This window comes from Hyphomonas adhaerens MHS-3 (assembly GCF_000685235.1).
Classification (GTDB): Bacteria; Pseudomonadota; Alphaproteobacteria; order Caulobacterales; family Hyphomonadaceae; genus Hyphomonas; species Hyphomonas adhaerens.
Genome location: NZ_ARYH01000002.1, coordinates 365,455 through 389,291, shown reverse-complemented (window position 1 = coordinate 389,291; position 23,837 = coordinate 365,455). Strand labels below are relative to the sequence as shown.

General features: G+C 61.4%; 24 protein-coding genes and 1 tRNA gene. 21 read left to right on the top strand and 4 right to left on the bottom strand.

The genetic code is table 11. The features are described from left to right. Positions 1–31 precede the first annotated feature (31 nt). Positions 32–1,183 carry a tRNA guanosine(34) transglycosylase Tgt gene (gene tgt / locus HAD_RS13980; protein WP_035572690.1) on the top strand — a complete coding sequence of 384 codons (1,152 nt, stop codon included), beginning with the start codon at positions 32–34 and terminating at the stop codon, positions 1,181–1,183. On the opposite strand, the gene HAD_RS13975 is transcribed toward tgt, so the two are convergent. Next, on the bottom strand, positions 1,180–1,809 hold the full coding sequence (locus HAD_RS13975) for a hypothetical protein (protein WP_035572687.1): 630 nt from the start codon (positions 1,807–1,809) through the stop codon (positions 1,180–1,182). The two genes, tgt and HAD_RS13975, sit on opposite strands and share 4 nt — an antisense overlap. 98 nt (positions 1,810–1,907) lie before the next feature. On the opposite strand from HAD_RS13975, the gene HAD_RS13970 reads away from it, so the two are divergent. From HAD_RS13970 to HAD_RS13950, 5 genes are all read left to right on the top strand, one after another. Further along, positions 1,908–1,983: transfer RNA gene (locus tag HAD_RS13970), tRNA-Lys, on the top strand. Positions 1,984–2,128: 145 nt separating this feature from the next. Then, a complete protein-coding gene (gene folP / locus HAD_RS13965; protein WP_035572686.1) occupies positions 2,129–2,965 on the top strand; it encodes a dihydropteroate synthase in 837 nt (278 codons plus the stop codon). Further along, positions 2,962–3,327: a dihydroneopterin aldolase gene (gene folB / locus HAD_RS13960; RefSeq protein WP_035572683.1), complete on the top strand. Its 366-nt coding sequence runs from the start codon at positions 2,962–2,964 to the stop codon at positions 3,325–3,327. The genes folP and folB overlap by 4 nt, the downstream gene beginning before the upstream one ends. After that, on the top strand, positions 3,320–3,847 hold the full coding sequence (gene folK / locus HAD_RS13955) for a 2-amino-4-hydroxy-6-hydroxymethyldihydropteridine diphosphokinase (protein ID WP_084331979.1): 528 nt from the start codon (positions 3,320–3,322) through the stop codon (positions 3,845–3,847). Before folB ends, folK begins: the two co-directional genes overlap by 8 nt. Positions 3,848–3,915: 68 nt before the next feature. After that, the gene (locus HAD_RS13950) at positions 3,916–4,218 is read left to right on the top strand and encodes a hypothetical protein (protein WP_035572682.1); all 303 of its coding nucleotides are present in this window, start codon (positions 3,916–3,918) and stop codon (positions 4,216–4,218) included. Between the two features lie 4 nt (positions 4,219–4,222). Here the strand turns inward: HAD_RS13950 and HAD_RS13945 are convergent, their stop codons facing one another. The 3 genes from HAD_RS13945 to HAD_RS13935 form a co-directional block, all read right to left on the bottom strand. Next, positions 4,223–5,641 carry an NAD(P)(+) transhydrogenase (Re/Si-specific) subunit beta gene (locus HAD_RS13945; protein ID WP_035572680.1) on the bottom strand — a complete coding sequence of 473 codons (1,419 nt, stop codon included), beginning with the start codon at positions 5,639–5,641 and terminating at the stop codon, positions 4,223–4,225. Positions 5,642–5,644: 3 nt separating this feature from the next. Beyond that, the gene (locus tag HAD_RS13940; RefSeq protein ID WP_051596333.1) at positions 5,645–5,905 is read right to left on the bottom strand and encodes a proton-translocating transhydrogenase family protein; all 261 of its coding nucleotides are present in this window, start codon (positions 5,903–5,905) and stop codon (positions 5,645–5,647) included. A 101-nt stretch (positions 5,906–6,006) separates the two neighbouring features. Beyond that, positions 6,007–7,137: a Re/Si-specific NAD(P)(+) transhydrogenase subunit alpha gene (locus HAD_RS13935; protein WP_035572678.1), complete on the bottom strand. Its 1,131-nt coding sequence runs from the start codon at positions 7,135–7,137 to the stop codon at positions 6,007–6,009. A gap of 60 nt (positions 7,138–7,197) precedes the next feature. Here HAD_RS13935 and HAD_RS13930 point away from each other — a divergent pair, with 60 nt between their 5' ends. The 15 genes from HAD_RS13930 to HAD_RS13860 all read left to right on the top strand — a co-directional run bounded on the left by HAD_RS13930 (position 7,198) and on the right by HAD_RS13860 (position 23,612). Next, positions 7,198–7,965 (top strand): SDR family NAD(P)-dependent oxidoreductase, encoded by a 768-nt coding sequence (locus HAD_RS13930; RefSeq protein ID WP_035572676.1) that lies wholly within the window; start codon positions 7,198–7,200, stop codon positions 7,963–7,965. An 85-nt stretch (positions 7,966–8,050) separates the two neighbouring features. Next, positions 8,051–8,323 carry a hypothetical protein gene (locus tag HAD_RS13925; RefSeq protein WP_156942291.1) on the top strand — a complete coding sequence of 91 codons (273 nt, stop codon included), beginning with the start codon at positions 8,051–8,053 and terminating at the stop codon, positions 8,321–8,323. A 107-nt stretch (positions 8,324–8,430) separates the two neighbouring features. After that, positions 8,431–9,303: a UTP--glucose-1-phosphate uridylyltransferase GalU gene (galU, locus tag HAD_RS13920; protein WP_035572953.1), complete on the top strand. Its 873-nt coding sequence runs from the start codon at positions 8,431–8,433 to the stop codon at positions 9,301–9,303. A 39-nt stretch (positions 9,304–9,342) separates the two neighbouring features. Next, entirely contained in the window at positions 9,343–10,332 is a 990-nt protein-coding gene (locus HAD_RS13915; protein WP_035572663.1) for a threonine ammonia-lyase, read from the top strand. 248 nt (positions 10,333–10,580) lie between these two features. Next, complete coding sequence (gene cpaB, locus HAD_RS13910; RefSeq protein WP_084331977.1) at positions 10,581–11,468, top strand: Flp pilus assembly protein CpaB; 888 nt, start codon at positions 10,581–10,583, stop codon at positions 11,466–11,468. Continuing rightward, a complete protein-coding gene (locus HAD_RS13905; protein ID WP_084331976.1) occupies positions 11,468–12,760 on the top strand; it encodes a type II and III secretion system protein family protein in 1,293 nt (430 codons plus the stop codon). The genes cpaB and HAD_RS13905 overlap by 1 nt, the downstream gene beginning before the upstream one ends. 10 nt (positions 12,761–12,770) lie before the next feature. Next, positions 12,771–13,049 carry a hypothetical protein gene (locus HAD_RS13900; RefSeq protein WP_035572660.1) on the top strand — a complete coding sequence of 93 codons (279 nt, stop codon included), beginning with the start codon at positions 12,771–12,773 and terminating at the stop codon, positions 13,047–13,049. A gap of 1 nt (position 13,050) precedes the next feature. After that, complete coding sequence (locus tag HAD_RS13895; RefSeq protein ID WP_035572659.1) at positions 13,051–14,247, top strand: CpaE/TadZ family protein; 1,197 nt, start codon at positions 13,051–13,053, stop codon at positions 14,245–14,247. Further along, positions 14,244–15,626 carry a TadA family conjugal transfer-associated ATPase gene (locus tag HAD_RS13890; protein ID WP_035572657.1) on the top strand — a complete coding sequence of 461 codons (1,383 nt, stop codon included), beginning with the start codon at positions 14,244–14,246 and terminating at the stop codon, positions 15,624–15,626. Before HAD_RS13895 ends, HAD_RS13890 begins: the two co-directional genes overlap by 4 nt. A 9-nt stretch (positions 15,627–15,635) precedes the next feature. Further along, positions 15,636–16,619 (top strand): type II secretion system F family protein, encoded by a 984-nt coding sequence (locus HAD_RS13885; RefSeq protein WP_241765378.1) that lies wholly within the window; start codon positions 15,636–15,638, stop codon positions 16,617–16,619. An 8-nt stretch (positions 16,620–16,627) separates the two neighbouring features. Then, positions 16,628–17,560 carry a type II secretion system F family protein gene (locus tag HAD_RS13880; protein WP_206741282.1) on the top strand — a complete coding sequence of 311 codons (933 nt, stop codon included), beginning with the start codon at positions 16,628–16,630 and terminating at the stop codon, positions 17,558–17,560. Positions 17,561–17,604: 44 nt separating this feature from the next. After that, positions 17,605–18,564 carry an acetyl-CoA carboxylase carboxyltransferase subunit alpha gene (locus HAD_RS13875; protein WP_035572655.1) on the top strand — a complete coding sequence of 320 codons (960 nt, stop codon included), beginning with the start codon at positions 17,605–17,607 and terminating at the stop codon, positions 18,562–18,564. Positions 18,565–18,628: 64 nt separating this feature from the next. Further along, the gene (locus tag HAD_RS13870) at positions 18,629–20,377 is read left to right on the top strand and encodes an amidohydrolase (protein ID WP_035572654.1); all 1,749 of its coding nucleotides are present in this window, start codon (positions 18,629–18,631) and stop codon (positions 20,375–20,377) included. Between the two features lie 2 nt (positions 20,378–20,379). After that, a complete protein-coding gene (gene thiL / locus HAD_RS13865) occupies positions 20,380–21,315 on the top strand; it encodes a thiamine-phosphate kinase (protein WP_035572653.1) in 936 nt (311 codons plus the stop codon). 143 nt (positions 21,316–21,458) lie between these two features. Next, complete coding sequence (locus tag HAD_RS13860) at positions 21,459–23,612, top strand: sodium-translocating pyrophosphatase (protein ID WP_035572652.1); 2,154 nt, start codon at positions 21,459–21,461, stop codon at positions 23,610–23,612. The last annotated feature ends 225 nt before the right edge of the window (positions 23,613–23,837 follow it).

Here is a 23,837-nt window from a genome sequence, read left to right as displayed (position 1 = left end):
CCGGGCGGCAAAGCTCGCCTATACGCCGCGAATGACGACCTTTCCGTTTGAGATCAATGCCCGCGAGGGCAAGGCGCGCACGGGCGTGCTGAAAACGCCGCGCGGTGACATCCGCACGCCGGCCTTCATGCCTGTGGGCACGGCTGGCACGGTGAAAGCGCTCTATATGGATCAGGTGAAGGGCGCCGGGGCGGACATCATCCTCGGCAACACCTATCACCTGATGCTGCGTCCCGGCGCCGAGCGCGTGAACCGTCTCGGCGGGTTGCACAAATTCGCGCACTGGGACGGCCCGATGCTGACCGACAGCGGGGGCTTCCAGGTGTGGAGCCTTGCCCAGCTGCGCAAGATGGACGCCGATGGCGTGACGTTTCAGAGTCACATTGACGGCTCGACCCACCGGCTGGACCCGGCGCGCAGCATCGAAATTCAGGCAGACCTGCTGGGCGCCGACATTTCCATGCAGCTGGACGAATGCACGAACTTTCCGTGCACGCACGAGGAGGCCGAAGAGAGCCTTGAGCTGTCCCTGCGCTGGGGCGAGCGGAGCCTCGACGCGTTCGGGGAGCGCGACACGCAAACGCTGTTCGGCATCATTCAGGGCTCGAACTTTGCCGACCTGCGCGAGCGCTCTGCGAAGGGCGTCGTCAGTCAGGGCTTCGGCGGCATCGCGCTGGGTGGCCTCGCGGTGGGTGAGGGGCATGAACAGATGTGCGCGACGATCGACATGACCGTGCCGCATCTGCCCGACGCTGTGCCGCGCTATGTGATGGGCGTCGGCAAGCCGATTGACCTGGTGGAGAGTGTTGCGCGCGGCATCGACATGTTCGATTGCGTGCTGCCGACGCGCTCCGGCCGCCACGGTCAGGCCTGGACCTGGGCCGGGCCGGTCAATGTGAAGAATGCGCGGTTCGCAGAAGATCTCTCACCGCTGGACGAGGCGGTCGACTGCCCGGCCAGCCGCGACTATCCCCGCGCTTATTACCACCACCTGTTCCGCGCCGGGGAGTATCTGGGGCCGATGCTGCTGTCGTGGCACAACACGGCCTTCTTCCAGGCCCTGATGCAGGAGATCCGGGCGTCGATCGCCGAAGGCCGGTTCGAGGCGCTGAGAGCGCATCTCAGTGAGGCCTGGGCCTCCACGAAGTCCAAGCCACGGACTGGAGAGGACACGGCCAGCTAGTTCGGCGTATCGCCCTTAAAGACCGCCTTGTCCGGTTCGGGGGCCTCTGGATTGGGGCGGGCCGGCGGTGGACAGCCGCGGGCCAGGCCGACGCCTTTGAGATAGGCCCGCCGCTGGGCGCCGAGCTTGTAGGCCCGGTTGTATTTCTTCTGATAGGCATAGGCGCCCGTTGCGCGCCGCACGAGGCTGCGGAAGGGAATCAGGCTGCTGGCGGTGGAGGAGATCGTGTCGAGCGCGGCATCCGACGCCTCGTCGGCCAGCTTTTCGGTGCGCAGTCTTTCATCCGGGTTCTCGGTATCCCAGTCCGGGCCGAGGGCGGCGTCCAGTTCCGCCAGAATCAACGTGATTTCCGAACAGCTGATGTCTTCGGGCACGTCATAGGGGCTTTTGATGTCCTGCAGGATGGGGGGAATGGGGTCCCGTTTGAGGTTCAGGTCTTCCAATGGAGACATGGCGGCGCCGGGAAGGCCGTTTTTCGTCTGCGTATAGGCGCTGCCTGCTGCGGTTTCGGTGTTCTGGACCACGCCGTCGGAGCCAGCCGGGTTTTCCCTAGGGGCAGGTTCGGGGCTGCTGGCGCAGGCGGCAGCCAGCAGAAGGACGGGAAAGAGGATGTTGGAATATCGCATGATTTCAGTTTGAGCGGATAAATGTGGCGACTTGTGGAGATTGAGTGCAGGCGGGTGTTGACCCGCCTCGAACCCTTCTCTAAATGGGCCGCTCTGGCGTGCCCTTAGCTCAGCTGGTAGAGCAACTGACTTTTAATCAGTAGGTCGCAGGTTCGAAACCTGCAGGGCACACCATCTCTTCCTCTCAGTCTCCCTTCGCATGGTTATCGTGCGCGCCAGCATAGCGCTGGTATCGGTCTGCGACAAAGCTTCGATATGCCCCGGATTAGCTGCACGAGACCGGGTTGGTATCCGCGTTGTTTGGTCGTAAGAGGCCGATATGGACAGCGCTGTTCGAAATACCGTCAGGGAAGACTTCCTACACCGGCTTTCCGAAGGGCGCGGCCTGTTGATGGGCATCCTCAACGTGACGCCCGATTCCTTTTCCGACGGCGGTGAGCATTACGGCCTTGCGGACGCGATCCAGCATGCCGAGCAGATGCGCCTCGATGGCGCCGACATCATCGACATCGGCGGGGAATCGACCCGTCCCGGCGGCGAAGAGGTCGAGGCAAGCGAGGAGTGGCGGCGCGTCTCGGGCACGATCGCCTCTCTGGCAGGCTCAGGCGCGTTGCCGCTGTCGATCGACACATACAAGGCCTCTGTCGCGCGCCAGGCAGCTGAGGCGGGCGCTGTGGTCATCAATGACGTCTGGGGCATGACCCGTGACCCGGACATGGCCCGCACCGTAGCAGAGACCCACAGCCTGATTGTGGTGACTTACAATCGGGGTGAAGCGGATGCGGCCATCGATCTGCGCAATGATATGGCGGCGTTCTTCCAGGACAGTTTCGAACTGGCCGGCGCACATGGCATTCCGCGCGAGCACATGATCCTCGACCCCGGGGTGGGCTTCGGGAAGACCTATGAGCAGAATTTCGGCGTACTCGCCAATCTGGATGTGCTGGTCGACACCGGCTGCCCCGTTCTGGTGGGGGTATCCCGCAAATCCTTTATCGGGCGCCTGACGGGAAATCCTGTCGGCGATCGCCTGATCGGAACATTGGCCGCCAATCTGGACAGTATCAGCCGGGGCGCCTCTATCCTGCGCGTGCACGATGTTGCCGAGCACCGCGAAGCCCTCAACATGCTTGCAGCAATCGGGAAAACAAAATGACCGACCACGTATTCGTTACCAATCTCTGCCTTCACGGCTTTCACGGTCTGCACAAGGCTGAAAACTCCCTGGGACAGAAGTTCTATATCGATCTGGACTGTGAGCTGATGCCGCAGGCGGCACACAAGGACGAAATGTCCGAGACAGTTCATTATGGTGAGCTGTGTGACCTGGCCGAGCGCTTGTCGGGCGAGACGGTGTTCAATCTCATCGAAACTTTCGCCGAACGGATTGCCTTTGCCATTCTGGAAGACCAGCCGCTGGTGCAAAGGGTCACAGTCACCGTACGTAAGCCGTCTGCCCCAATCCGTCATTTCGTGGATCATGTCGGAGTGGTTGTAACCCGTAGCCGCGATGGCTGAAGCGTATCTGGAACTGGGCACAAACCTGGGAGACCGGGAAGACTATCTGGCGCGCGCGCTGGCGCAGCTGGAAGGCGCGGAAGGGATTCGTCTCGGCAAACGGTCCCGCGTTTACCTTTCCAGGGCCTGGGGCGTAACTGACCAACCCGATTTCCTGAACATCTGTGTGCAGATCGAAACGGATCTGGCGCCTGAAGGCTTGCTGGACATCTGCAAAGGTATCGAGCAGGCGCTGGGCCGTCAGGCTCGCCAGCGCTGGGGGCCGCGCGAGATCGACATCGACATCCTGATGATGGACGGCGTGGATATGGAGACGGCGCGGCTGACCCTTCCGCATCCGCGCATGCTGGAGCGGCGCTTCGTGATGGAGCCGCTGGCCGAGATCGCGGCGGACCGGGAGATCGACGGGATCAGCGTGGCGGACCTTGCGCGGCATCTGCGGGTTGATGCAGGCGCTCAGGCGTGCGTCCCGGATGCAGCCGCGACGGAACGTGTCAGGGTGCTGCTGGCGCGGGACTGAAGACAGCGCCGGTTATATCGGAACGGAGGCGCGGGCCTGCACGTTGGTTTCCTGAAAGGAGAACCGACATGACCCGCTATACAACCGATATGGACCCCACAACCAGGGAAACAGAAGGCAATCACGGCGTCTTGCGCGATGATGGCCAGAAGGACCGCCCGAAGGATGAGGGCGTGAGCGAACGCATCGACGAAGGCAACAACCCGGTCCTGATGCCGCGCGATGAGCGGTTTCCGAATGCGCCTGATACGCTGAACGCTGACAAGGGGCCGCGGCCGGCCGAGGAAACGGCCAACCGCGAAACCCTGAATACGCAGGAACTCGAAGACGCCTACGCGCAGACGGATCCGGGCGTTACGCCAAAGGACTGATGCCCTAGAGCGACTTGACGATGTCCTCGACCATCTTCTTGGCATCCGACAACAACATCATCGTGTTGTCGTTGAAGAAGAGCGGGTTGTCGACACCAGCATAGCCAGACCCCATGGAGCGCTTCACGAACAGCACAGTGCGGGCGTTTTCAACGTCCAGGACCGGCATGCCGTAGATCGGCGATGTCTTGTCCGTCTTGGCTGACGGGTTGGTGACATCGTTCGCGCCAATCACGAAGGCGACATCCGCGGTCGAGAATTCGGAGTTGATATCCTCCAGCTCGAACACTTCGTCATAAGGCACCTGCGCTTCGGCCAGCAGCACGTTCATGTGCCCCGGCATCCGGCCGGCGACCGGGTGGATGGCGTACTTCACTTCGACGCCTTCTTCCTTCAGCAGCTCGGCCATTTCCTTCAGGGCGTGCTGGGCCTGCGCCACAGCCATGCCGTAGCCCGGCACGATGATGACCTTGGAGGCATTCTTCATGATGAAGGCGGCGTCGTCTGCCGAGCCTTTCTTGAACGGGCGGTCGACGGCCGGGCCGCCTGCGCCTGCTGCGGAATCGTCTGCGCCGAAGCCACCGAGGATCACCGAGATGAAACTGCGGTTCATGCCCTTGCACATGATGTAGGACAGGATCGCACCTGAGGAGCCGACAAGGGCGCCGGTGATGATCAGGGCGAAATTGCCGAGCGTGAAACCGAGCGCCGCAGCGGCCCACCCCGAATAGGAGTTCAGCATCGACACGACGACCGGCATGTCCGCGCCGCCAATCGGGATGATCAGCGTGATCCCGAGGATCAGCGCCAGCACGGTGACGCCCCAGAAGGCCCACTGCGCCTCACCGCCTGTGGTGATCAGGTAGCCCAGCAGGCCGACAATGCCGGCAGCGATCAGGATGTTCAGCAGGTGGCGGGCGGGCAGCATGATCGGGGAGCCCGACATGTTGCCGTTGAGCTTTGCGAAAGCGATGATCGAGCCGGTGAAGGTGAGCGCTCCGATGGCGGACCCGAGACCCAGCTCGATCAGCGAGTTCACATGAATGCCCTCGGTGCCCATGATGCCGAACTGGATCGGCGAGTAGAGGGCAGCAGCGGCCACCAGCACGGCGGCGAGGCCGACGAGGCTGTGGAATGCGGCGACGAGCTGCGGCATGGCGGTCATCGGGATGCGGCGGGCAATGATGGCGCCGATCACGCCGCCCACGGCAACGCCGCCAAGGATCAGGCCCCAGGTCGTGGGATCAAGATCGCCCCAGAGCAGGGCGAGCGTCGTGCCCACAGCGATGGCCATGCCGATCATGCCATTACGGTTACCCGCACGGCTGGTGGCAGGGCTGGAAAGGCCGCGCAGGGCCAGGATGAAGAGGATGCCGGCAACGAGATAGAGCAGCGGCGCCCATGTGGTCTGGAAGGAGTCCATGAGTTAGTCCCCCTTCTTCTTGTACATGGCCAGCATGCGCTGGGTGACGAGGAAGCCGCCGAAAATGTTCACGCTGGCGAGCGCGACGGCGACCGTGCCGAGGATCTTGGAGGTCCAGTTGTCGGAGTTGAGGCCCACCGTGGCCGCAGCCACAAGGGCGCCGACGATGATCACGGACGAAATTGCGTTCGTCACCGCCATCAGCGGCGTGTGCAGGGCGGGTGTCACGCTCCACACGACATAATAGCCGACGAAGCAGGCCATGGCGAAGATCGCCGCGAGGAAGACCGTCGGATTGACGGCGCCACCTTCGGCGAGGGCGGGCAGCGCAAAGCTGGCCGCGGCAAGGGTCAGGAGTGCGCGTTTCATGATTGAATCCTTTCGTTCACCGTTTCGCCGCCCCGTGTGAGGAGCATGGCGGTGACGACTTCGTCATCGGTGTCGAGATTGAGGCTGCTGTCTTCGGCTGTCACGAGTGGCAGGAAGGCGAGCAGGTTCTTGGAGTAGAGCGAGGAGGAGTCGGCTGGCAGGCGGGCGGGCAGGTTGGAGAACCCGGCCACTTTCACGCCGCCGACATCGACGATCTCATCCGGCGCCGAGAGCGGGCAGTTGCCGCCCTGGGCCACCGCCATGTCGACGATGACCGATCCCGGCTTCATGCTCTTCACCATTTCCTCGGTGATCAGGACAGGCGCAGCGCGGCCCGGGATAAGGGCCGTGGTGACCACGATGTCCTGCTTGGCGATATGGCTGGCCGTCAATTCAGCCTGTTTGGCCTGGTATTCGGCCGACATTTGCTTGGCGTAGCCGCCTGCGGTTTCTGCCGCCTTGAACTCATCATCCTCTACCGCAATGAACTTCGCGCCGAGCGAGGCGACCTGTTCCTTGGCGGCAGGACGGACGTCTGTTGCCGTGACCACACCGCCAAGGCGGCGGGCAGTGGCGATGGCTTGCAGGCCGGCAACGCCGGCCCCCATGACAAACACTTTTGCCGGGGCGACCGTGCCGGCGGCGGTCATCATCATCGGCATGGCGCGACCATAAATCTGCGCGCCTTCAATTACGGCACGATAGCCGGAGAGGTTCGACTGGGACGAGAGCGCATCCATGCTCTGCGCCCGCGTGATGCGAGGCGTAAACTCCATCGAGAGCGCCGCGATCTTTTTCGCGTTCAGCCCGGCAATGACCTTCGGGTCCATCGCAAAGGGCTCCATGAGGGCGATCAGGGCCGCCCCGTCCGGCAGGGTCGCGATCTCGCCCTCTTCAGGTCCTCGGACCTTGAAGACGATATCTGCCCCCTGGACGGTTCCGGCAGCATCCTTCGCAATGGATGCACCTGCCTCCTCATAGGCGGAATCCAGGAAGCCGGCAGTCTTGCCGGCATCGGACTCAATTGTAACCGAGTGGCCGGAGGCCACTAACTTCTTGACCGTTTCTGGTGTAGCCGCCACACGGGTCTCACCAGAACGTCGTTCCCTCAGCACTGATATTTTCATGAAGGTAGGAGTAGCGATAGAATCTTGCGTTGTGCAAGTGCGAAATGAGGAGTTTGGGGCATGGAATTGTTTAGTCTTACTGACAGGACAGCTTTGGTGACCGGCGCGTCGAGCGGTTTGGGGCGCCATTTTGCAAAGGTTCTGTCAAAGGCTGGGGCGGATGTCGTGTTGGCCGCGCGCCGCATGGATCGACTGGAAGCGCTGGCTGAAGAGATCAGCAAGTCTGGCGGCCGTGCGCTGCCAGTGGAGATGGACGTCACGTCCGATGACAGCGTCAGTGGCGCGTTCGCAACGATCAAGGAAGCGCTCGGCCGTCCCTGCGACATTATTGTGAGCAATTCCGGAATGTCTCGCGATACCTGGTTCCGCGAGCAAAGCGAAGACGATTGGAACGCCGTGATCGACACCAATCTCAATGGCGTCTGGCGAGTCGGCAAGCATGCCACGAACGCCATGATCGATGCCGGTGTCCCCGGTTCGATCATCAACATCGCCTCGATCACCGGCTTGCAGCCGCAGATGATGACCACGGCCTATTGTGTCTCCAAGGCCGGCGTCGAGCACATGACAAAGCAGATGGCGCTGGAGAATGCGCGTTACGGCATCCGCGTGAACGCGATTTCGCCGGGCTACTACAAGACAGACATCAATTCCGAATATCTCGACTCCGACGCGGGCGACAAAATGCGCAAGCGGATCGCGATGAAGCGTTTCGGCGAGCATCAGGAACTGGATGGCGCGTTGCTGCTGCTGTCGTCAAAAGCGGGCAGCTACATGACCGGTTCGAACATCGTCGTTGATGGCGGTCATTTGCTTCTGCCGCTGTGATTCGGAATTTCCATTCTTTAAAGCGGCGTTAGCCAAGCCTTAGTGACTGGTGTGGCAGAAGAGCGGTAATCTGCAGGAGATTGCCGTGTCTGCCCTCAAAGTCTCTAAACCCTCTCATCCGGAAGCCGATGCCGCGCCTGCGGCAAATCCGGAAGGATCGGCGCAGGATGCGCATGGCTGGCACATTGGTGACCTGAAGGCGCATGGGGACGGGTCACCGGCCCGGAAGCTGCAGTCACTGCTGGCGGAACGCCTCCACCACGCAGACAGGATTCCGGTGCGCGGAACGCTGGCCATGCTGGCGGTGGTGTGCCTGTCCTTGTCGGTTGCAGGCCTCTATCTGCTGACAATCGCCTGACACATTGCCTGGATAGACTTGTGAACTGCTGCCTCGGGTGACCTTGGCAGGCAATTTGCTTATCAAATAGAGCAATATTCACCTGATACACGAGAATGGGATTTGAAATGCGCGTAAAAAAGGCTGTCCTTCCAGTCGCCGGATTTGGCACACGTGTTCTGCCGGCAACGAAAGCGATCCCGAAGGAAATGCTTCCGGTCGTTGACCGTCCGGCCATCCAGTATGTGGTCGATGAGGCACTTGAGGCGGGAATCGAGCACATCGTTTTTGTCACAGGGCGCAACAAAGGCGCCATCGAAGACTATTTCGACCATTCCTACGAATTGGAAGAAGCACTGGTCGCCAAGAAGAAAGACGCCATTCTCGAACAAGTGGAGCAGAGCCGCCTGCCAGCCGGCGGTGCGAGCTTTACCCGCCAGCAGAAGCCGCTCGGCCTTGGCCATGCGGTGTGGTGCGCGCGCGACATCATCGGAAACGAGCCATTCGCCGTGCTGCTGCCGGACGTCATCGTGAAGGGCAAGCCGTCCTGCCTGGCGCAGATGGTTGAGGCCTATAACAAGGTCGGCGGAAACATTGTTGCCGTGGACCCGGTGCCGGAAGAGCGTGTGTCCTCATATGGTGTGATCGCGCCGATCGAGCGGGACGGCCGCCTGATCCGCATGTCGGCGATGGTCGAGAAGCCGCCGGTCGAATCGGCGCCGTCAAACCTGGCCATTACCGGCCGCTACATCCTGCAGCCGGAAATCTTCGACCTCTTGGAAAACCAGGGCAAGGGCGCCGGCGGCGAGATCCAGTTGACGGACTCCATGGCGAGTCTGATGGAGACGCAGGCTTTCTACGCCTATGAATTCGAAGGGGCACCGTATGACTGCGGGTCCAAGGCGGGGTATTTTGAAGCGGTCCTCGCACATGCGCTCGATCATGAGGAAACCTCTGCCAGCGCGCGTGAACTGGTGAAGAAATTCGCCGCAGGCCTTTAATCCGATTTTCCCGGAGGTCATGGCGCGCTATGGAGCGCCATGACCTCCGATTCTCTCCCAACACATTCCGATGTCGCCGCAGCCGCCCAGCGGCTGAATGGCCTTGTCCGCAAAACGCCCGTCTTGCGGCATGACGCGCTGGATGCCCTCGCTGGCGCGCGTGTTTTCGTAAAGGCGGAATGCCTTCAGGAAACCGGCAGCTTCAAGATACGCGGGGCGACGAACCGCCTGTTGCAGATCCCGGAAGACCGGCGCGCGGCAGGGGTCGTGGCCTTTTCCTCCGGCAATCATGCACAGGGTGTCGCACGGGCAGCGCGCCTGCTCGGTATGCCTGCGCTGATCGTGATGCCGTCCGATGCGCCCGCAGTGAAAGTGGAGGGCGTGGAGGCCGATGGCGGCGAAGTGCATCTCTATGATCGTGACACAGAGAACCGCGAAGAGATCGCAAGCCGGATCGCGGCGGAACGCGGGGCTGTTCTGGTGCCGAGTTTCGAGGATCCGCATATCATAAGCGGGCAGGGCACGGCGGGGCTGGAGTTTGTTGCCCAGATGGAAGAGGCGGGCGGAAAGCTCGATCATCTCGTCACCCCGGCCGGTGGCGGCGGGCTCGCGTCGGGTCTTGCGCTTGCCCTGGAAGGCACGTCGCCGGATACGGGCATCTGGGTCGCAGAGCCAGAGGGGCATGATGACTGGACCCGTTCGCTTAAGAGCGGGCGGATCGAGCGGAATGCGCCCGGGACCCGCTCCATCTGTGACGCGATCCTCACCCCCGCGCCGGGCGAGATGACGTTCGCCATTGGCCACAGACTGTTCTCCGGTGGCCTGGTGATCACCGATGCGCAGGCGAAAGAGGCGATGCGCGTTGCGTTCCGCTATCTCAGGATTGTTGCCGAGCCGGGCGGTGCGGCCGCCTTGGCTGCTGTGCTTGCCTGTCTGCCTGAAGACATGAAGGGCAAGGCTGTCGGTGTCGTTGTCAGCGGCGGCAATGTGGATGCGGCTGAGTATGCCAAAATCCTGACCGGCAGCTGAACCGCAGAAAATTGATGCGCCAACGGATTGAATGACCTGTCACCCTATGCGTGACGGGGACGGACGGCGTGTGGGTACGTCAAACTCAACATTTATGGTTTACGGCAGGTTAATTGACATTGCCTCTTGGTTAACGCGCCCTTCCGGCAGATTCCGAGATTTTTCTGCACGTCTTCAAGAGACCTTACCGTCTACGTCGTAACCATGACAGTCGGAGCATCGCGCCAGAAAGGCGCTGTGAGGGAGCAATGAAAACAACACCCTTAATCAGTCTTGGCTTGTCTGTGGTGCTAGGCGCTGGCGCCATCCTGCTTGGACGGTACTACATGTCGGACGCGCGGACGCGGGCAGAAGCCCAGACCGGCGCACCTGTTATCTCAATGGCGGGCGTCATGGTCGCCGCACGGACCATCGAGACCGGAGAACAGATGGATGCGTCCATGCTGAAACGCGTGGAATGGCCTGAAAACATCATACCCGAAGGCACGCTGAGCGAGCCGGATGCCCTGCCTGAAAAGGCCTATTCACGTGGCCTGATCATTGAGGGCGAACCCGTGAATGTCAGCAAGCTGGACATGAGTGGCGCCACATTGACCCTGGCGGGATCTATCAAACCCGGCATGCGGGCTGTTTCGATCGTGGTGCGCAGCGACACAGGCGTTTCGGGATTTGTATTGCCGGGTGACCGGGTGGATGTGAACGAATTCATTCCCCGGGAAGGGCGCGGCAGTTCCTATGCACGCGGCGACGAAGACATGCGCATTTCCGGCGATCTGATCGCACGGCCCGTGCTGAAGAACGTGTCTGTCCTCGCGGTCGACCAGACATTCGAACCAAACCTGGAAGGCGCGATGCCGTCGAACACGGTGACGCTGGAAGTAACGCCGGAAGGGGCACTCGCTCTCGGCGCAGCGAGCCAGCGCGGCGCGCTCGGTCTTGCCCTTATCGGACGGGATGAAGAAGCCGAACTGGTGGTCGCCACGCGGAAAGAAGTCAAAAAGCCGGCCGTCGTCAGGACGGCTGTGCGCCGCAGGTCGCCTTCCACAACGCAGGTGCGCGTTATCAACGGTAATCAGGAGACGGAGGTCTCGGCGCCGGTCAGCCCGGGCCATCCTCCGAAAAAGGTGACAGACTGATGGGACGTTTGAATCGCATAATGTTCGCCGGTTGTCTGGCCATGATGTTTACGACATTGCAGGCGGCGGCGTGGACACAGCGCACCGCGGCAGCGACCGATGAGATGCTTGTTGTCGAAAAGGGACGCTCGGCAGTTGTGGAGGCGAATGCGCCGTTCACGACCCTGGTCGTGGCCGATCCGGATATCGCAGAAGCCATGGCCACGTCGAACCAGTCCTTCTTCCTGCGTGGCAAGATGCCAGGCTCGACCACGGTGCTGATCTATGGTGCCAGCGGTCAGATTGCGGAGCTGATCAATGTGGAAGTCGAACTTGGCCTTGATGAGCTGCGTACAGATCTTTCCAACCTGCTGCCGGGCGAAGATATCCAGGTCTATCCCGTTCACGACGGCATCTTCCTTGATGGCAAGCTGACGACCGCGGCGGCGGCGGACATGGCCCTGCAAGTGGCTGAGCGGTACGTGCCGGGCGGCGTCGCCAATGGCCTGTCCATCGGGCAAAGCCAGCAGGTGCTTCTGGAGGTTCGCTTCCTTGAGGCCAGCCGCAGCGCGGTCAAGGAAATCGGCTTCGGCAACACCATTGACGCCAATGACGTGCTCGCCTCCACCGAATCCGGGACAGTCTCGGGCCTCGCTGAGAAAACGGTCGCGCTTTTCACCAACCTCGGAAACGAAAACATCGATGTCCGTTTGCGCGCGCTTGAAGAGAAGGGCGTCATTCGTACCCTGGCGGAACCGAACCTTGTTGCCTTGTCTGGTGATACGGCGAGCTTCCTGGCAGGCGGTGAGTTCCCGATCCCTGTGGGGCAGCGCGACGGCGAGATTACGGTAGAGTTCAAGAAGTTCGGGGTTGGCCTGGACTTTACGCCGACCGTACTTGGCGATGGGCTGGTCAATCTGCGCGTTCGGCCGGAAGTGTCGGCGCTTGATCGCAACAATGGCATCCGGGCATCCAACATTGAAATTCCCGGTATTTCGGTTCGCCGTGCGGATACGACCATCGAGTTGCGGGACGGACAGGCCTTTGCGGTCGCCGGTCTCCTGCAGAACGACTATTCCAACGATGTCCGGCAGACGCCGTGGCTCAGCAATGTGCCTGTACTGGGCGCGCTGTTCTCGTCCAAGCGCTATCAGCGCAATGAGAGCGAACTGGTCATCATCGTGACCCCGCGCCTTGTTCAGCCGGCAGCCCATCCGGACATGCTGGCTTCTCCGCTGGATGCATTCGCGGAGCCGTCGGAATCTGAATTTTTCCTCACCGACAAGACGGCGATCCCGCCGGACGGATATTGAGAAGATGGGAATGAGCAAGATGAAACATTTCAGACACGGCCTGCCTTTCCTTCTGCTGGGTATTCTGCCTGCCTGTGCTTCGCACGACTATCAGGACCAATACCTGTTGGGCGGGGCGAACGCGGCGAATATCGCCGAGCAATCCATCCGTGATGTGACTGTGCCGAATTCCGAGGCGACCCAGTCATCATCCGGTGTGCGGGCGGCAAATGCTGTCCGGGCCCTGAATGAAGGAAAGCGTAAAGAGCTGAAATCTTCGGGAACGAGCGGGAATGGGGAGTCTTCGTAACATGACCCAACCAGCACCAGCCAATAACGCGGCGGCAGACGCTGGCCGCATCGTGCCGCACCTTGCCGCGCTTGTCAGCGACACGCGTCTCGGCGCGCTCAAACCGCATTGCGTGGAGCTGGCGGACCTGAGCAAGGTCTCCGCCTCCGAAGCGGCCATGAAATTCGGCGGTGGGGTCATGCTGCTGGAACAAGGCGTGCCGGGTTGGGACGAGCTCCTGCTCAAGCTCGCCGTCGACCGGCCGTCTACCGCCGTCATTGTCCTGTCTGACCAGATTCCCGGCAACATGGTGCGGGCCCTCATGAAGCTGGATGCGTCTGACGTTCTGCCGGTTTCGTCCAGTCCGGAAGACATCACGGAAGCCGTGGAGAAGTTTCGCGATACGGCCAATGGCGGTGTCGGCGGGTCCAGTGTTTGCTGGGCGTTCCGGGGCGCTGTCGGCGGTGCAGGCGTGACGACCATAGCCATTGAGAGTGCTTTCGAGCTTGCGCGCCGGTTTGGTCCTGGCCGGACCTGCCTTGTCGATCTCAACGTTGCCGATGGCATGACGACTTCTTTCCTTGAAGCAGTACCGAAGCTTGACCTGTCAGCCCTGTCGGCAGCGCCGGAACGACTCGATCCGCGCCTGCTTGCGGCCTGGTGTTACCAGCACGAAAGCGGCGTTTCGATTATCGCCGCTCCGCGCAACCCGGATGGTGATGTGCTGGCGACGGAACCGGCGGTCCTGCGCCTGCTGGATGTGGCCTGCGGCATGTTCGAATACACAATCGTCGACATGCCCCGTCACATGATGCCCTGGACCAAATCTGTCCTGAGCGCCGTTGATGAGGCGATCGTGATCAGTGAGCTGACAGTGCCCAGCCTTCACGCAGCGGCAGACATGGCCCGCGAAACCGATGTGCTGCGCCAGGACCGGGCGCCGACAAAGCTTGTCCTGAACCGGATGTTCCAGAAAAAGCGCCTTCGGGCCGAATTTGCCCTCGACAAGGCCGAAGGCGCAATCGACCGGAAGATTGATTCCACCATTACGTCTGACTGGGATGCGGCGCGAACCGCTGTCAATCTGGGGCGGCCGATTGCGGAAGTTGTCCAGAAGAGCCCGTTGGTCACTGACATAGGCAAACTGGTTCAGATGATGCTGCCGGAAGAAGCCCAGGCGGCTGTGCCCGCCGAAGGCAAGCGGAGGCGCCGCGGATGAGCCGTTTCGGATTTTCTACCCCCGCACCGGTTGCTCCGGAGCCGGAGACAAAACCGTCAGCGCCGGCGGCGCCACCTGCGCCCCCTCAGGCCAAACCGGAGTCCGGCGGGTTCGACCAGCTGGAAGCCAAGCTGAAGATCCACGCCAAGCTGATTGACGAACTGGACCTGTCAAAGCTGGAAAAGCTGGACGACGAGACCCTCCGGCGGCGTGTGCGCGGTATCATCGCGGACATCATCCGCAAGGAAGACATGGCCTTGTCTTCAGCGGAAGAGGCCAGCTTTGCGGACGCCGTTATGGACGAGATGACCGGCCTCGGTCCGATTGAGCCATTGCTCAAGGACGACTCCATCGCGGATATCCTGATCAATGGCTGTGATCAGGTATATGTCGAGCGTCACGGCAAGCTGCAGGTTGCACCGGTCCGGTTTGCGGACAATGAACACCTCTTGCGGATCGTGCAGCGGATCGTGTCGGCTGTTGGCCGGCGCGTGGATGAAAGCCAGCCCCTCGTTGATGCGCGCCTGGCCGACGGCAGCCGTGTGAATGCTGCGGTCATGCCGATTGCCATCGACGGACCACTGGTCTCGATCCGGAAATTTTCGAAATCACCGCTGACCATCGACAAACTGGTCGAGTTCGGCGCCATTCCCCGTCCGGTGGCGGATTTCATTCTCGGGGCCGTGAAGTGCCGGGCCTCGACCGTCATCTCCGGCGGAACAGGATCGGGTAAAACAACGCTGCTGAATGCATTGTCGTCTGCGATCAGTCCCGACGAGCGCATGATCACCATCGAAGACGCCGCTGAACTGCAGTTGCAGCAGCCGCACGTCGCCCGGATGGAGACGCGCCCGCCGAATATCGAAGGCAAGGGCGAGATCCGCCAGCGCGAGCTTGTGAAGAACGCCCTGCGTATGCGGCCGGACCGGGTGATCTTGGGTGAGGTTCGCGGCGAGGAGGCATTCGACATGCTTCAGGCCATGAATACGGGCCACGAAGGGTCCATGGCGACGATCCACGCCAACAACCCTCGGGACGCCCTGACGCGCCTTGAGCAGATGGTGATGATCGGCGGGATGAAGATCTCCGAACATGCCATCCGTGGCCAGATTGCTTCGGCTGTGAATTTCATCGTCCAGGCGTCGCGTCTCTCGGACGGGTCGCGCCGTGTGATGTCCATCGCTGAAGTCACCGGAATGGAAGGGTCTGTGGTTCAGCTGCAGGAGATCTTCCAGTTCGTCCGGACGGGCACAACGGATGAGGGCAAGGTTGAGGGGCATTTCGCTGCGACCGGCCTGCGGCCGAAATTTCTGGACGAGATGGAACGCCGCGGCGTGCACATGCCGCCGGGCATGTTCGATCCGTCAACGCGATTCTAGGAGGTCAGCGTGTTCGGCCTGCCGGATCTTTCCAGTATCAGCCTGACCATCATGATCCCCATGATCATGGCGATCGGCGCCATATTCCTGGCGCTGCAGGCCGTGATGGGCCTGTTCTCAACGGCGCAGACGCAACGGATCGTCAACCAGCGGCTTCAGTTCAAGGAGCGCTTCGAAAGTACGAGCGAAGCCATGGTCGAGCTGCGCAAGAGCCGTGGCCTGGACGAGTTTGGCAACTTCGCGATGCCGCTGGAGTGGTTCAACCAGCTTGTTGTACGCTCAGGCCTGCCTTATCAGCCGGCCCGCTGGTTCGCCATGTCGGGCGGCGCGGGCCTGCTTGCGGGTTTCGTTTACCTGAAAATGGTTGGAGGCCTTCTGACGACTTTCGGTATCGCGTTCGGCATCTTTGCACTGGCCCCGATCATCGCGCTGAAAATGATTGCCGGGAAGCGAATGAAGAAGCTCGCCCAACAGCTGCCGGATGCGATGCAGATCGCCTGCCGCAGCCTGGAGGCGGGGCACCCGGTCGCGACGGCCATTGCGCTTGTGGCGCGTGAGATGCCGGACCCGATCGGAACTGAATTCGGTATGGCTGCTGATGAAGTCTCCTACGGCATGTCGCTGACCAATGCGGTTCAGCGGATGGCCGAGCGGGCAGGGGATCCAGACATCGAACTGTTTGCGGCAACGGTTCGCCTGCAGGAAAAGACCGGAGGCAACCTGACCGAACTTCTCAAAGCGCTGGCCTCAACCATCCGTGAGCGGCAGACCATGCGCCTAAAGGTGCGGGCTGCTTCGTCTGAAGGTCGGACCTCGGCGATGATCCTGACGGCTGCGCCGTTTATCGTGATGCTGGCCATTCACCTGCTGCGTCCGGAATTCTATGGCGATGTGATCGGCAAGCCGCTGGTCCGCAATTCGTTCGCGGGACTGTTCGTCTGGATGTTCATTGGCAACATGGTCATGCGCAAAATGATCAACTTCAAGATGTGATGAGAGGCATGTTCGATCGTCTTCCCCTCTCGGAAATCTGGTTGCCGGCAGCCATGCTTGCCGTGGCGGTTGCCGTCGCTGTGCCCGGCCTTCTTTCAGTCTGGCGGAACGCGAAGGCCAAGGAAGAAGTCGAGCGCCGCCTGGAACGTCGTGGCACTCAGTTCATGGAACCGCACAAACATGTCAGCCCGGTCGACAATCTGGTGCTGCAGGTTTCCAACAAGGTGGCGCCGACCGACGAAGAGAAGGTCAGCGAGGTCCGGGCGCGTCTGGCGCTGGCCGGGCTCACGCATTCCAGCGCTGTCGGGCAATACTACCTCGCGCGGATCGTTTGCGTGATCGTTCCGCAAATCGCCCTGCTGATCGCGTTACCCTATCTTGGCGGCTTTCCACCAACCGTGCCGCTGTTCGGCAGCGTCGGCCTGCTGATCATCGGCCTTGTCGGGCCATCTTTCTATGTGGACCACCTGATTTCTGCCCGGCGAAGCCTGTGCTCGCTCGGCTTTCCGGACATGATGGACCTGATGGTGGCGTGCGTTGAAGCCGGGCTGAGCCTTGATGCGTCGGTTCAGCGCGTGGGCGAGGAACTGGAGACACGCCATCCAATTATCGCCGGGCATATGAAAACCCTGTCACTGGAGCTGCGGGCAGGTAAATCGCGGAAAAAGGCTTGGCGGTCCTTTGCGGATCGGATGAACCTCGAAGAGGCCGGATCCCTGGCGACGATGCTGCGTCAGGCGGAGGAAATGGGGACAAGTCTGGGTGCCACTTTGCGGATCTTCTCTGCAGATATGCGCCAGCGGCGGATCCTTATGGCAGAAGAAAAGGCCATGGCTTTGCCTGCAAAGCTTACGCTTCCTTTGATTTTGTTCGTTTTTCCGGTGCTTCTGGGCGTTCTTATCCTGCCAGCCGTTGCGAAAATGCAAGGCGTTCTCTTCTGATCTCGGCACTAGGCGAGTCAGTCTGCGATTGCTAGTTTGCGCCCATGAAAGTTTCATATCTCGAATTCGAAAAACCGCTGGCGGAATTGGAATCCAAGATCGCCGAGTTGGAAACGCTGTCGGGCCGCAAGGACGGACCGTCCCTTTCGGACGAACTCACCAAGCTGAAAGCCAAGTCTCAGAAGATGCTGAAAGATACCTATTCGGATCTCAGCGCTTGGCAGAAGACGCAGGTGGCGCGCCATCCGGATCGGCCGCATTTCAGTGACTTTATCGAGAACGTTTTCGAAGATTTCGAGGAACTCGCGGGTGACCGGGTCTACGGGAACGACGAGGCCGTGATCGGCGGGCTGGCCCGCTTCAAGGGGCGCCCTGTGGTTGTTATGGGCCACGAGAAAGGGCGCACCACTGAGACGCGCCTGCGGCACAATTTCGGCATGGCTCACCCGGAAGGATACCGGAAGGCTGTGCGCCTGATGGACCTGGCCGAGAAGTTTAATCTGCCGGTCCTGAGCTTTCCGGATACGGCCGGTGCCTATCCGGGCAAGGGCGGTGAGGAACGCGGGCAGGCGGAAGCTATTGCGCGCGGCACGCAGCGGGGGCTGACGCTGGGCGTGCCATTCGTGACGCTGATCATCGGTGAAGGCATGTCCGGTGGTGCCATCGGTATCGCGGCGGCCAACAAGGTTCTGATGATGGAGCACGCCATCTATTCGGTGATCTCGCCGGAAGGCTGCGCGTCCATTCTGTATCGCGACGCAGGCAAGGCCAAGGATGCGGCAGACGCGATGAAGATCACCGCGCCGGACCTGCTCCGGACCAAAGTGATCGACGATGTCGTGAAAGAGCCGGTCGGCGGCGCCCATCGCGATCCGCAGCGTGCCATGGCGACAGCGTCCAAAGCGCTGGAGAAAGCGTTGAAGGAACTGGATGGCCTGACTCCGGCGGAACTGCGCCGGCAGCGAGCGGACCGTTTCTATGCCATCGGCCGGGAAGGCCTCTGATCGCGCTTGCCTTGAACGCATTCGCACGCCACGCTTCTCTGTATCAGGCAGGGAGGAGGGCCCCATGAAACGCATGATGCTGGCTGCAGCGGCAATGGCCGCTGCGTGCGCTGCGCCGTCATCGCCAGATCCGGATGCGGGTGAAGGCGTTGTGATCTATCCGGCGGAGGCGGTGGTCACCATGGCCGCTGAGGGCGGCGTGGCGGAAGCCGTTGCTGTTTCCGGTGACCGGATCATTGCCACCGGAACCGTGGCAGACCTGAAAGGCGCCATGCCGGCAGCGAATGTGGATACGGAATTCCGGGATGCAGTGATCGTTCCGGGGCTGATCGATCCGCATGTTCATGTTGTGCTGGGGGCACTTCAGTACAATCTGCCGATTACGCCGCCCTGGCCGATGGCGACGCCGCACGGAATGAAAGCCGGCCTGCCAAACCGGGAGGCCTTTCTTTCCGCGTTGTCGGACATCGTGGCGGCGGCCGGTCCGGACGCGCCGGTCGTTGTGTACGGCTACCACAATCTTGTGCACGGAGGCCTGACTAGGGCGAATCTCGACGCGATTACGTCGGATCAGCCATTGATCGTGTGGCACTATTCTTCGCACGACTTTTACCTGAACAGTGCCGCGATCGAGACCGCAGGCTTTACGCCCGCCCTCGCGCAGAAATTCCATGGTGTTGACCTCGACGAAAACGGCGAGCTGACCGGCCGGATCTATGAGGATGCCGCTCTGCTGGTGATCCAGTCGTTTGCCGGGGTGATCCTGGCGCCGGACAATGTGACGGCAGGCTTTCACGGATTCTCCTCCATGTTGCGACAGGCGGGCGTTACGACGACCGCCGAGATGGCTTACGGTCTATTCGGCTGGGACATGGAAGATGCGAATATCCGCGCCAATTGGGGCAGCGCGCAGGAGGCGGGGTATCATCTCTATCTTGTGCCGGAATACCAGGCCCTGGAGCGGACCTTTGGGGATGGAAGAGTCCAGGCCGTCCTCGACATGGTCAGCGGCGCCCGCGACACGCCAGCGCCCGTCCTGCCGCGCGTGAAGTTCTTCACCGACGGCGCGTTCTACAGCCAGACCATGCGGCTTTCACCGCCGGGCTATCTGACCGGCCAGTCCAAGGGGACCGAAGGCCTCTGGGTTGCCGGGCCGGACGGGATTGTTCCGGCGATTGAACCTTATTGGGCCGCCGGTCTCGGCGTGAACATCCATTCCAATGGCGATGCCGCCCAGGGCGCGACGCTGAAAGCGCTTCAAATCCTGCGCGAAGGTGACGGACCCGATAATAGTTTCGTCATCGAGCATGGCGGCCTGTTCTCGCCGGAACAGGTGGAAGCGGCCGGTCGACTGAACGCCAGCCTCTCGGCCGCCAGCCACTATGTTTTCTACATGGCGAATGAATATGCCGGACCGCTTGGCGATGTCCGGGCGAAGTGGATTTCGCCGTTGGGGGCTCTGACCGCTGCAGGCGTCCCCGTTGCGGTGCACAGCGATGCACCGCTGGCGCCCCCGTACCCGTTGCGCGCCGCTGGTGTGCACATCACCCGTGCGACCCGGGAAGGCAGCGCTTATGAAGCGGAGATGGCATTAACGCCCTATGAGGCGCTGGACGCGATCACGCTGGATGCGGCCCGGGTGCTCGGCCTGGAGGCCGAAATCGGCTCCATCGAACCCGGCAAGCGCGCGGATTTCACCGTGCTTGGCGTCAATCCGCTGGACACCGCGGGCGCCGATTGGGAGTCCATTCCTGTATGGGGTGTGGTGCTGGATGGTGTGAAACATCCTTTGGAAGAACAGGTAACCGAATAGGCGTGGGTGAACGCGACTGGATCTCCCGATACTTTGCTCCGCTGGCCACAGCGCAGGGCGCTGATGCCTTGCGCGATGATGTGGCGGAGCTGTCGACGGGGAACGGCCGCATCATTGCCACCGTCGATGCGCTGGTTGAGGGCGTGCATTTCTTCCCTGACGATCCGGTTGAGAGTGTGGCCCGCAAGCTCGTCCGGACAAACGTGTCAGACATCATCGCCAAAGGAGCGCGGCCGCTTGAGGCCCTGTTGACGCTGGGCTGGCCGCACGGGCGGCCAGAAGGGGACCTCGCCCGGTTCGCTGGGGCGCTGGGCACCGAACTGGCGGACTGGGGCGCCCGGCTTGTGGGGGGCGATACGACAGCGAGCCCTCAGGGCCTGTTCCTGTCCCTCACGCTGACCGGCCAGTGCGGGCCGGACGGTCCCGTCAGACGTAGCGGGGCGCAAGCTGGAGATGCCCTGTGGGTTACCGGAGAGATCGGTGCGGCGTGCCGGGGCTACCGGGCACTCAGGGAAGGCCGCGCGGACGACCCGCATATTGCCGCCTACAGAGAGCCGGTGCTGGCGCCTCTGCGGATTACCGACATGCTGCAGGCATACGCGACCGGATCTATGGATGTCTCTGACGGACTATTGGGGGACGCCCGCATGTTTGCGGCGGCCTCGCGCCTGTCCGTAAGGGTGGATCTGGACGCCGTACCTTTCGCGGGCGGGGCGCCGGACCTTGAAGAACGCCTGGCGCTTGCTTCCTGGGGAGACGACTATCAGGTCCTGTTTTCAGCGCCTGAGTCGGCCACCCCCAAGATTCAGGCTGACGCTACGGAAGGTGGCCTTCGGATAACGCGCATCGGAACTTTCGCGCCAGGAACTGGCCTGACGGCGTTGATGGACGGTACCGCCGTTAACTTACCGGAAACTCTCGGCTTCGAGCATGGCTGAACCGGGTCCTGCCTGACTCGCTCGAAACGTGAGGCATCTTGCACCTGACGTCAGGGGGTGGCAGCAAAGTACCCATAACAAAGGAAGCTCAGGGAGAAACCGGGCAAACCGGTTCGAATTGGCTAGGGAAGGAAACAAGGTTCATGTGGTATTATCTCGCTCTCGCAGCGGGCGTAATCTCGGTTTTGTTCGGGTTTATTCAGGCTCGTTCGATCCAGTCCGCCCCCGCGGGTGACGCGCGAATGCGCGAAATCGCTGCGGCCATCCAGGAAGGCGCAAACGCCTATCTCGGCCGCCAGTATCGCACCATCGCAATTGTTGGTGTCGTGGTCGTTGTCTTGCTGGGATTGGCATTCCAGAGCTGGCAGCAGCCGCTAGGCTTCGTCATTGGCGCCGTATTGTCGGGCGCTGCCGGCTTCATTGGCATGAAAGTGTCGGTGCAAGCCAACGTCCGCACAACGGAAGCGGCAAAGTCCGGTCTCAATGCCGGACTCAAACTGGCGTTCAAATCGGGCGCGGTCACGGGCATGCTCGTGGTCGGTCTCGCACTGCTTGGCATCGTTCTCTACTACGGCTTCCTGACAATGGTCATGGGACTCAGCCTGACCGATGAACTCGAGAAGCGGGAAGTCATCGATTCGCTCGTTGCGCTCGGCTTCGGTGCCTCGCTCATCTCGATCTTCGCGCGTCTTGGCGGCGGTATCTTCACCAAGGGGGCTGATGTCGGCGGTGACATGGTCGGCAAGGTGGAAGCCGGTATCCCGGAAGATGATCCTCGGAATGCCGCCACGATTGCGGACAATGTGGGCGATAATGTCGGCGACTGTGCCGGCATGGCAGCTGACCTGTTCGAAACCTATGCGGTGACTCTGGTGGCGACCATGGTGCTCGGAGCGATCTTCTTCGCTGACAGTGCCTATATCAGCGATATCATGCTGTTGCCGCTCGCCATTGGCGGCGTCTGCATCATCACGTCGATCATCGGCACTTATTTCGTCAATCTCGGACCCGGCAAAACCGACGTCATGGGGGCCCTCTACAAGGGTCTCATCGTGACAGGTGTCCTGTCTGTTGGTGCGCTGGCGCTGGTTATCAGCCAGGTGCTTCCGGCAGGGTTCGGTGTGCTGGACGGTGCTGCGGCAGCGATGGGCCTTTCGGGTGAAATCACCGGCATGGACTTGTTCCTGTGCGGTATTCTGGGCCTGGTCGTGACGGGACTGATCGTCGTTATCACGGCGTACTACACCGAAACGAAGTACCGGCCGGTTCGCTCGATCGCCAAGGCGTCGGAGTCCGGCCACGGCACGAACGTGATCCAGGGGCTTGCTGTGTCGCTCGAGTCGACCGCTCTGCCGGCCCTGACCATCATCGCAGGGATCATTGCCACTTATAACCTCGCTGGCCTGTTCGGCGTTGCCATCGCAACAACGACCATGCTTGCGCTGGCAGGCATGATCGTGGCGCTGGATGCCTTTGGTCCCGTGACGGACAATGCTGGCGGAATCGCCGAAATGGCGGAACTGCCTTCAGAAGTCCGGGAAACCACGGATGCGCTCGACGCTGTCGGCAACACGACAAAAGCCGTGACCAAGGGCTATGCCATCGGGTCTGCCGGGCTTGGTGCGCTGGTTCTGTTCGCGGCGTATTCGGAGGACCTCAAATACTTCTCGGCGCGCGCCGCGGAAGGGTCGTTCTTCTCCGGCGTGACGGTCGATTTCTCGATCGCCAACCCGTATGTCGTGGTCGGCCTGCTGTTCGGTGGCCTCCTTCCATTCCTCTTCGGCGGCATGTCGATGATGGCGGTGGGACGTGCGGCGCAATCGGTGGTCGAAGAAGTCCGCCGTCAGTTCCGCGAAATGCCCGGCATCATGAAAGGTGAGGTGAAGCCGGATTACGGCCGCGCCGTCGACCTGCTGACCCAGGCAGCGATCAAGGAAATGATCGTTCCGTCACTTCTACCGGTCTTGTCGCCGATCGTACTGTTCGGTGTGATCCTGGCCATTGCGGGTAAAGGTGCCGCCTTTGCGGCGCTTGGTGCCATGCTGCTGGGCGTGATCGTCACTGGCCTGTTCGTCGCCATCTCGATGACGTCGGGCGGCGGTGCATGGGACAATGCCAAGAAGTATATCGAAGACGGCAATCATGGCGGCAAGGGCTCTGAAGCCCACAAGGCTGCCGTGACGGGCGACACAGTTGGCGATCCTTACAAGGATACCGCTGGTCCGGCCGTGAACCCGATGATCAAGATCACGAATATCGTGGCTCTGTTGCTGCTGGCTGTGCTCGCCGGCATGTAGGCAACATGAATTTTTGGTTGAAGGCCCCGGAGTGGAAGCTCCGGGGCCTTTGTTTTATCTGGAGAAAATAACGTATAGTCAAAACCTATAGCAAACTGTCAAGCAATCAATTGGTCCTATTCTCCTGCCGGGCGTAATGTCATGCTGACGTGATGATCGCGGCCGGCGCCAAGCCGTCAGCGGATCATCACTCCGGTACTGGCAAAGGCGCCGCGCGCCTTGTTT

Coding starts and splice junctions, on each gene's coding strand:
- tgt (WP_035572690.1), top strand. CDS start 32: ATGACGACCTTTCCGTTTGAGATCAATGCCCGCGAGGGCAAGGCGCGC.
- HAD_RS13975 (WP_035572687.1), bottom strand. CDS start 1,809: ATGCGATATTCCAACATCCTCTTTCCCGTCCTTCTGCTGGCTGCCGCC.
- folP (WP_035572686.1), top strand. CDS start 2,129: ATGGACAGCGCTGTTCGAAATACCGTCAGGGAAGACTTCCTACACCGG.
- folB (WP_035572683.1), top strand. CDS start 2,962: ATGACCGACCACGTATTCGTTACCAATCTCTGCCTTCACGGCTTTCAC.
- folK (WP_084331979.1), top strand. CDS start 3,320: ATGGCTGAAGCGTATCTGGAACTGGGCACAAACCTGGGAGACCGGGAA.
- HAD_RS13950 (WP_035572682.1), top strand. CDS start 3,916: ATGACCCGCTATACAACCGATATGGACCCCACAACCAGGGAAACAGAA.
- HAD_RS13945 (WP_035572680.1), bottom strand. CDS start 5,641: ATGGACTCCTTCCAGACCACATGGGCGCCGCTGCTCTATCTCGTTGCC.
- HAD_RS13940 (WP_051596333.1), bottom strand. CDS start 5,905: ATGGCCTGCTTCGTCGGCTATTATGTCGTGTGGAGCGTGACACCCGCC.
- HAD_RS13935 (WP_035572678.1), bottom strand. CDS start 7,137: ATGAAAATATCAGTGCTGAGGGAACGACGTTCTGGTGAGACCCGTGTG.
- HAD_RS13930 (WP_035572676.1), top strand. CDS start 7,198: ATGGAATTGTTTAGTCTTACTGACAGGACAGCTTTGGTGACCGGCGCG.
- galU (WP_035572953.1), top strand. CDS start 8,431: ATGCGCGTAAAAAAGGCTGTCCTTCCAGTCGCCGGATTTGGCACACGT.
- HAD_RS13915 (WP_035572663.1), top strand. CDS start 9,343: ATGACCTCCGATTCTCTCCCAACACATTCCGATGTCGCCGCAGCCGCC.
- cpaB (WP_084331977.1), top strand. CDS start 10,581: ATGAAAACAACACCCTTAATCAGTCTTGGCTTGTCTGTGGTGCTAGGC.
- HAD_RS13905 (WP_084331976.1), top strand. CDS start 11,468: ATGGGACGTTTGAATCGCATAATGTTCGCCGGTTGTCTGGCCATGATG.
- HAD_RS13900 (WP_035572660.1), top strand. CDS start 12,771: ATGAGCAAGATGAAACATTTCAGACACGGCCTGCCTTTCCTTCTGCTG.
- HAD_RS13895 (WP_035572659.1), top strand. CDS start 13,051: ATGACCCAACCAGCACCAGCCAATAACGCGGCGGCAGACGCTGGCCGC.
- HAD_RS13890 (WP_035572657.1), top strand. CDS start 14,244: ATGAGCCGTTTCGGATTTTCTACCCCCGCACCGGTTGCTCCGGAGCCG.
- HAD_RS13880 (WP_206741282.1), top strand. CDS start 16,628: ATGTTCGATCGTCTTCCCCTCTCGGAAATCTGGTTGCCGGCAGCCATG.
- HAD_RS13875 (WP_035572655.1), top strand. CDS start 17,605: ATGAAAGTTTCATATCTCGAATTCGAAAAACCGCTGGCGGAATTGGAA.
- HAD_RS13870 (WP_035572654.1), top strand. CDS start 18,629: ATGAAACGCATGATGCTGGCTGCAGCGGCAATGGCCGCTGCGTGCGCT.
- HAD_RS13860 (WP_035572652.1), top strand. CDS start 21,459: ATGTGGTATTATCTCGCTCTCGCAGCGGGCGTAATCTCGGTTTTGTTC.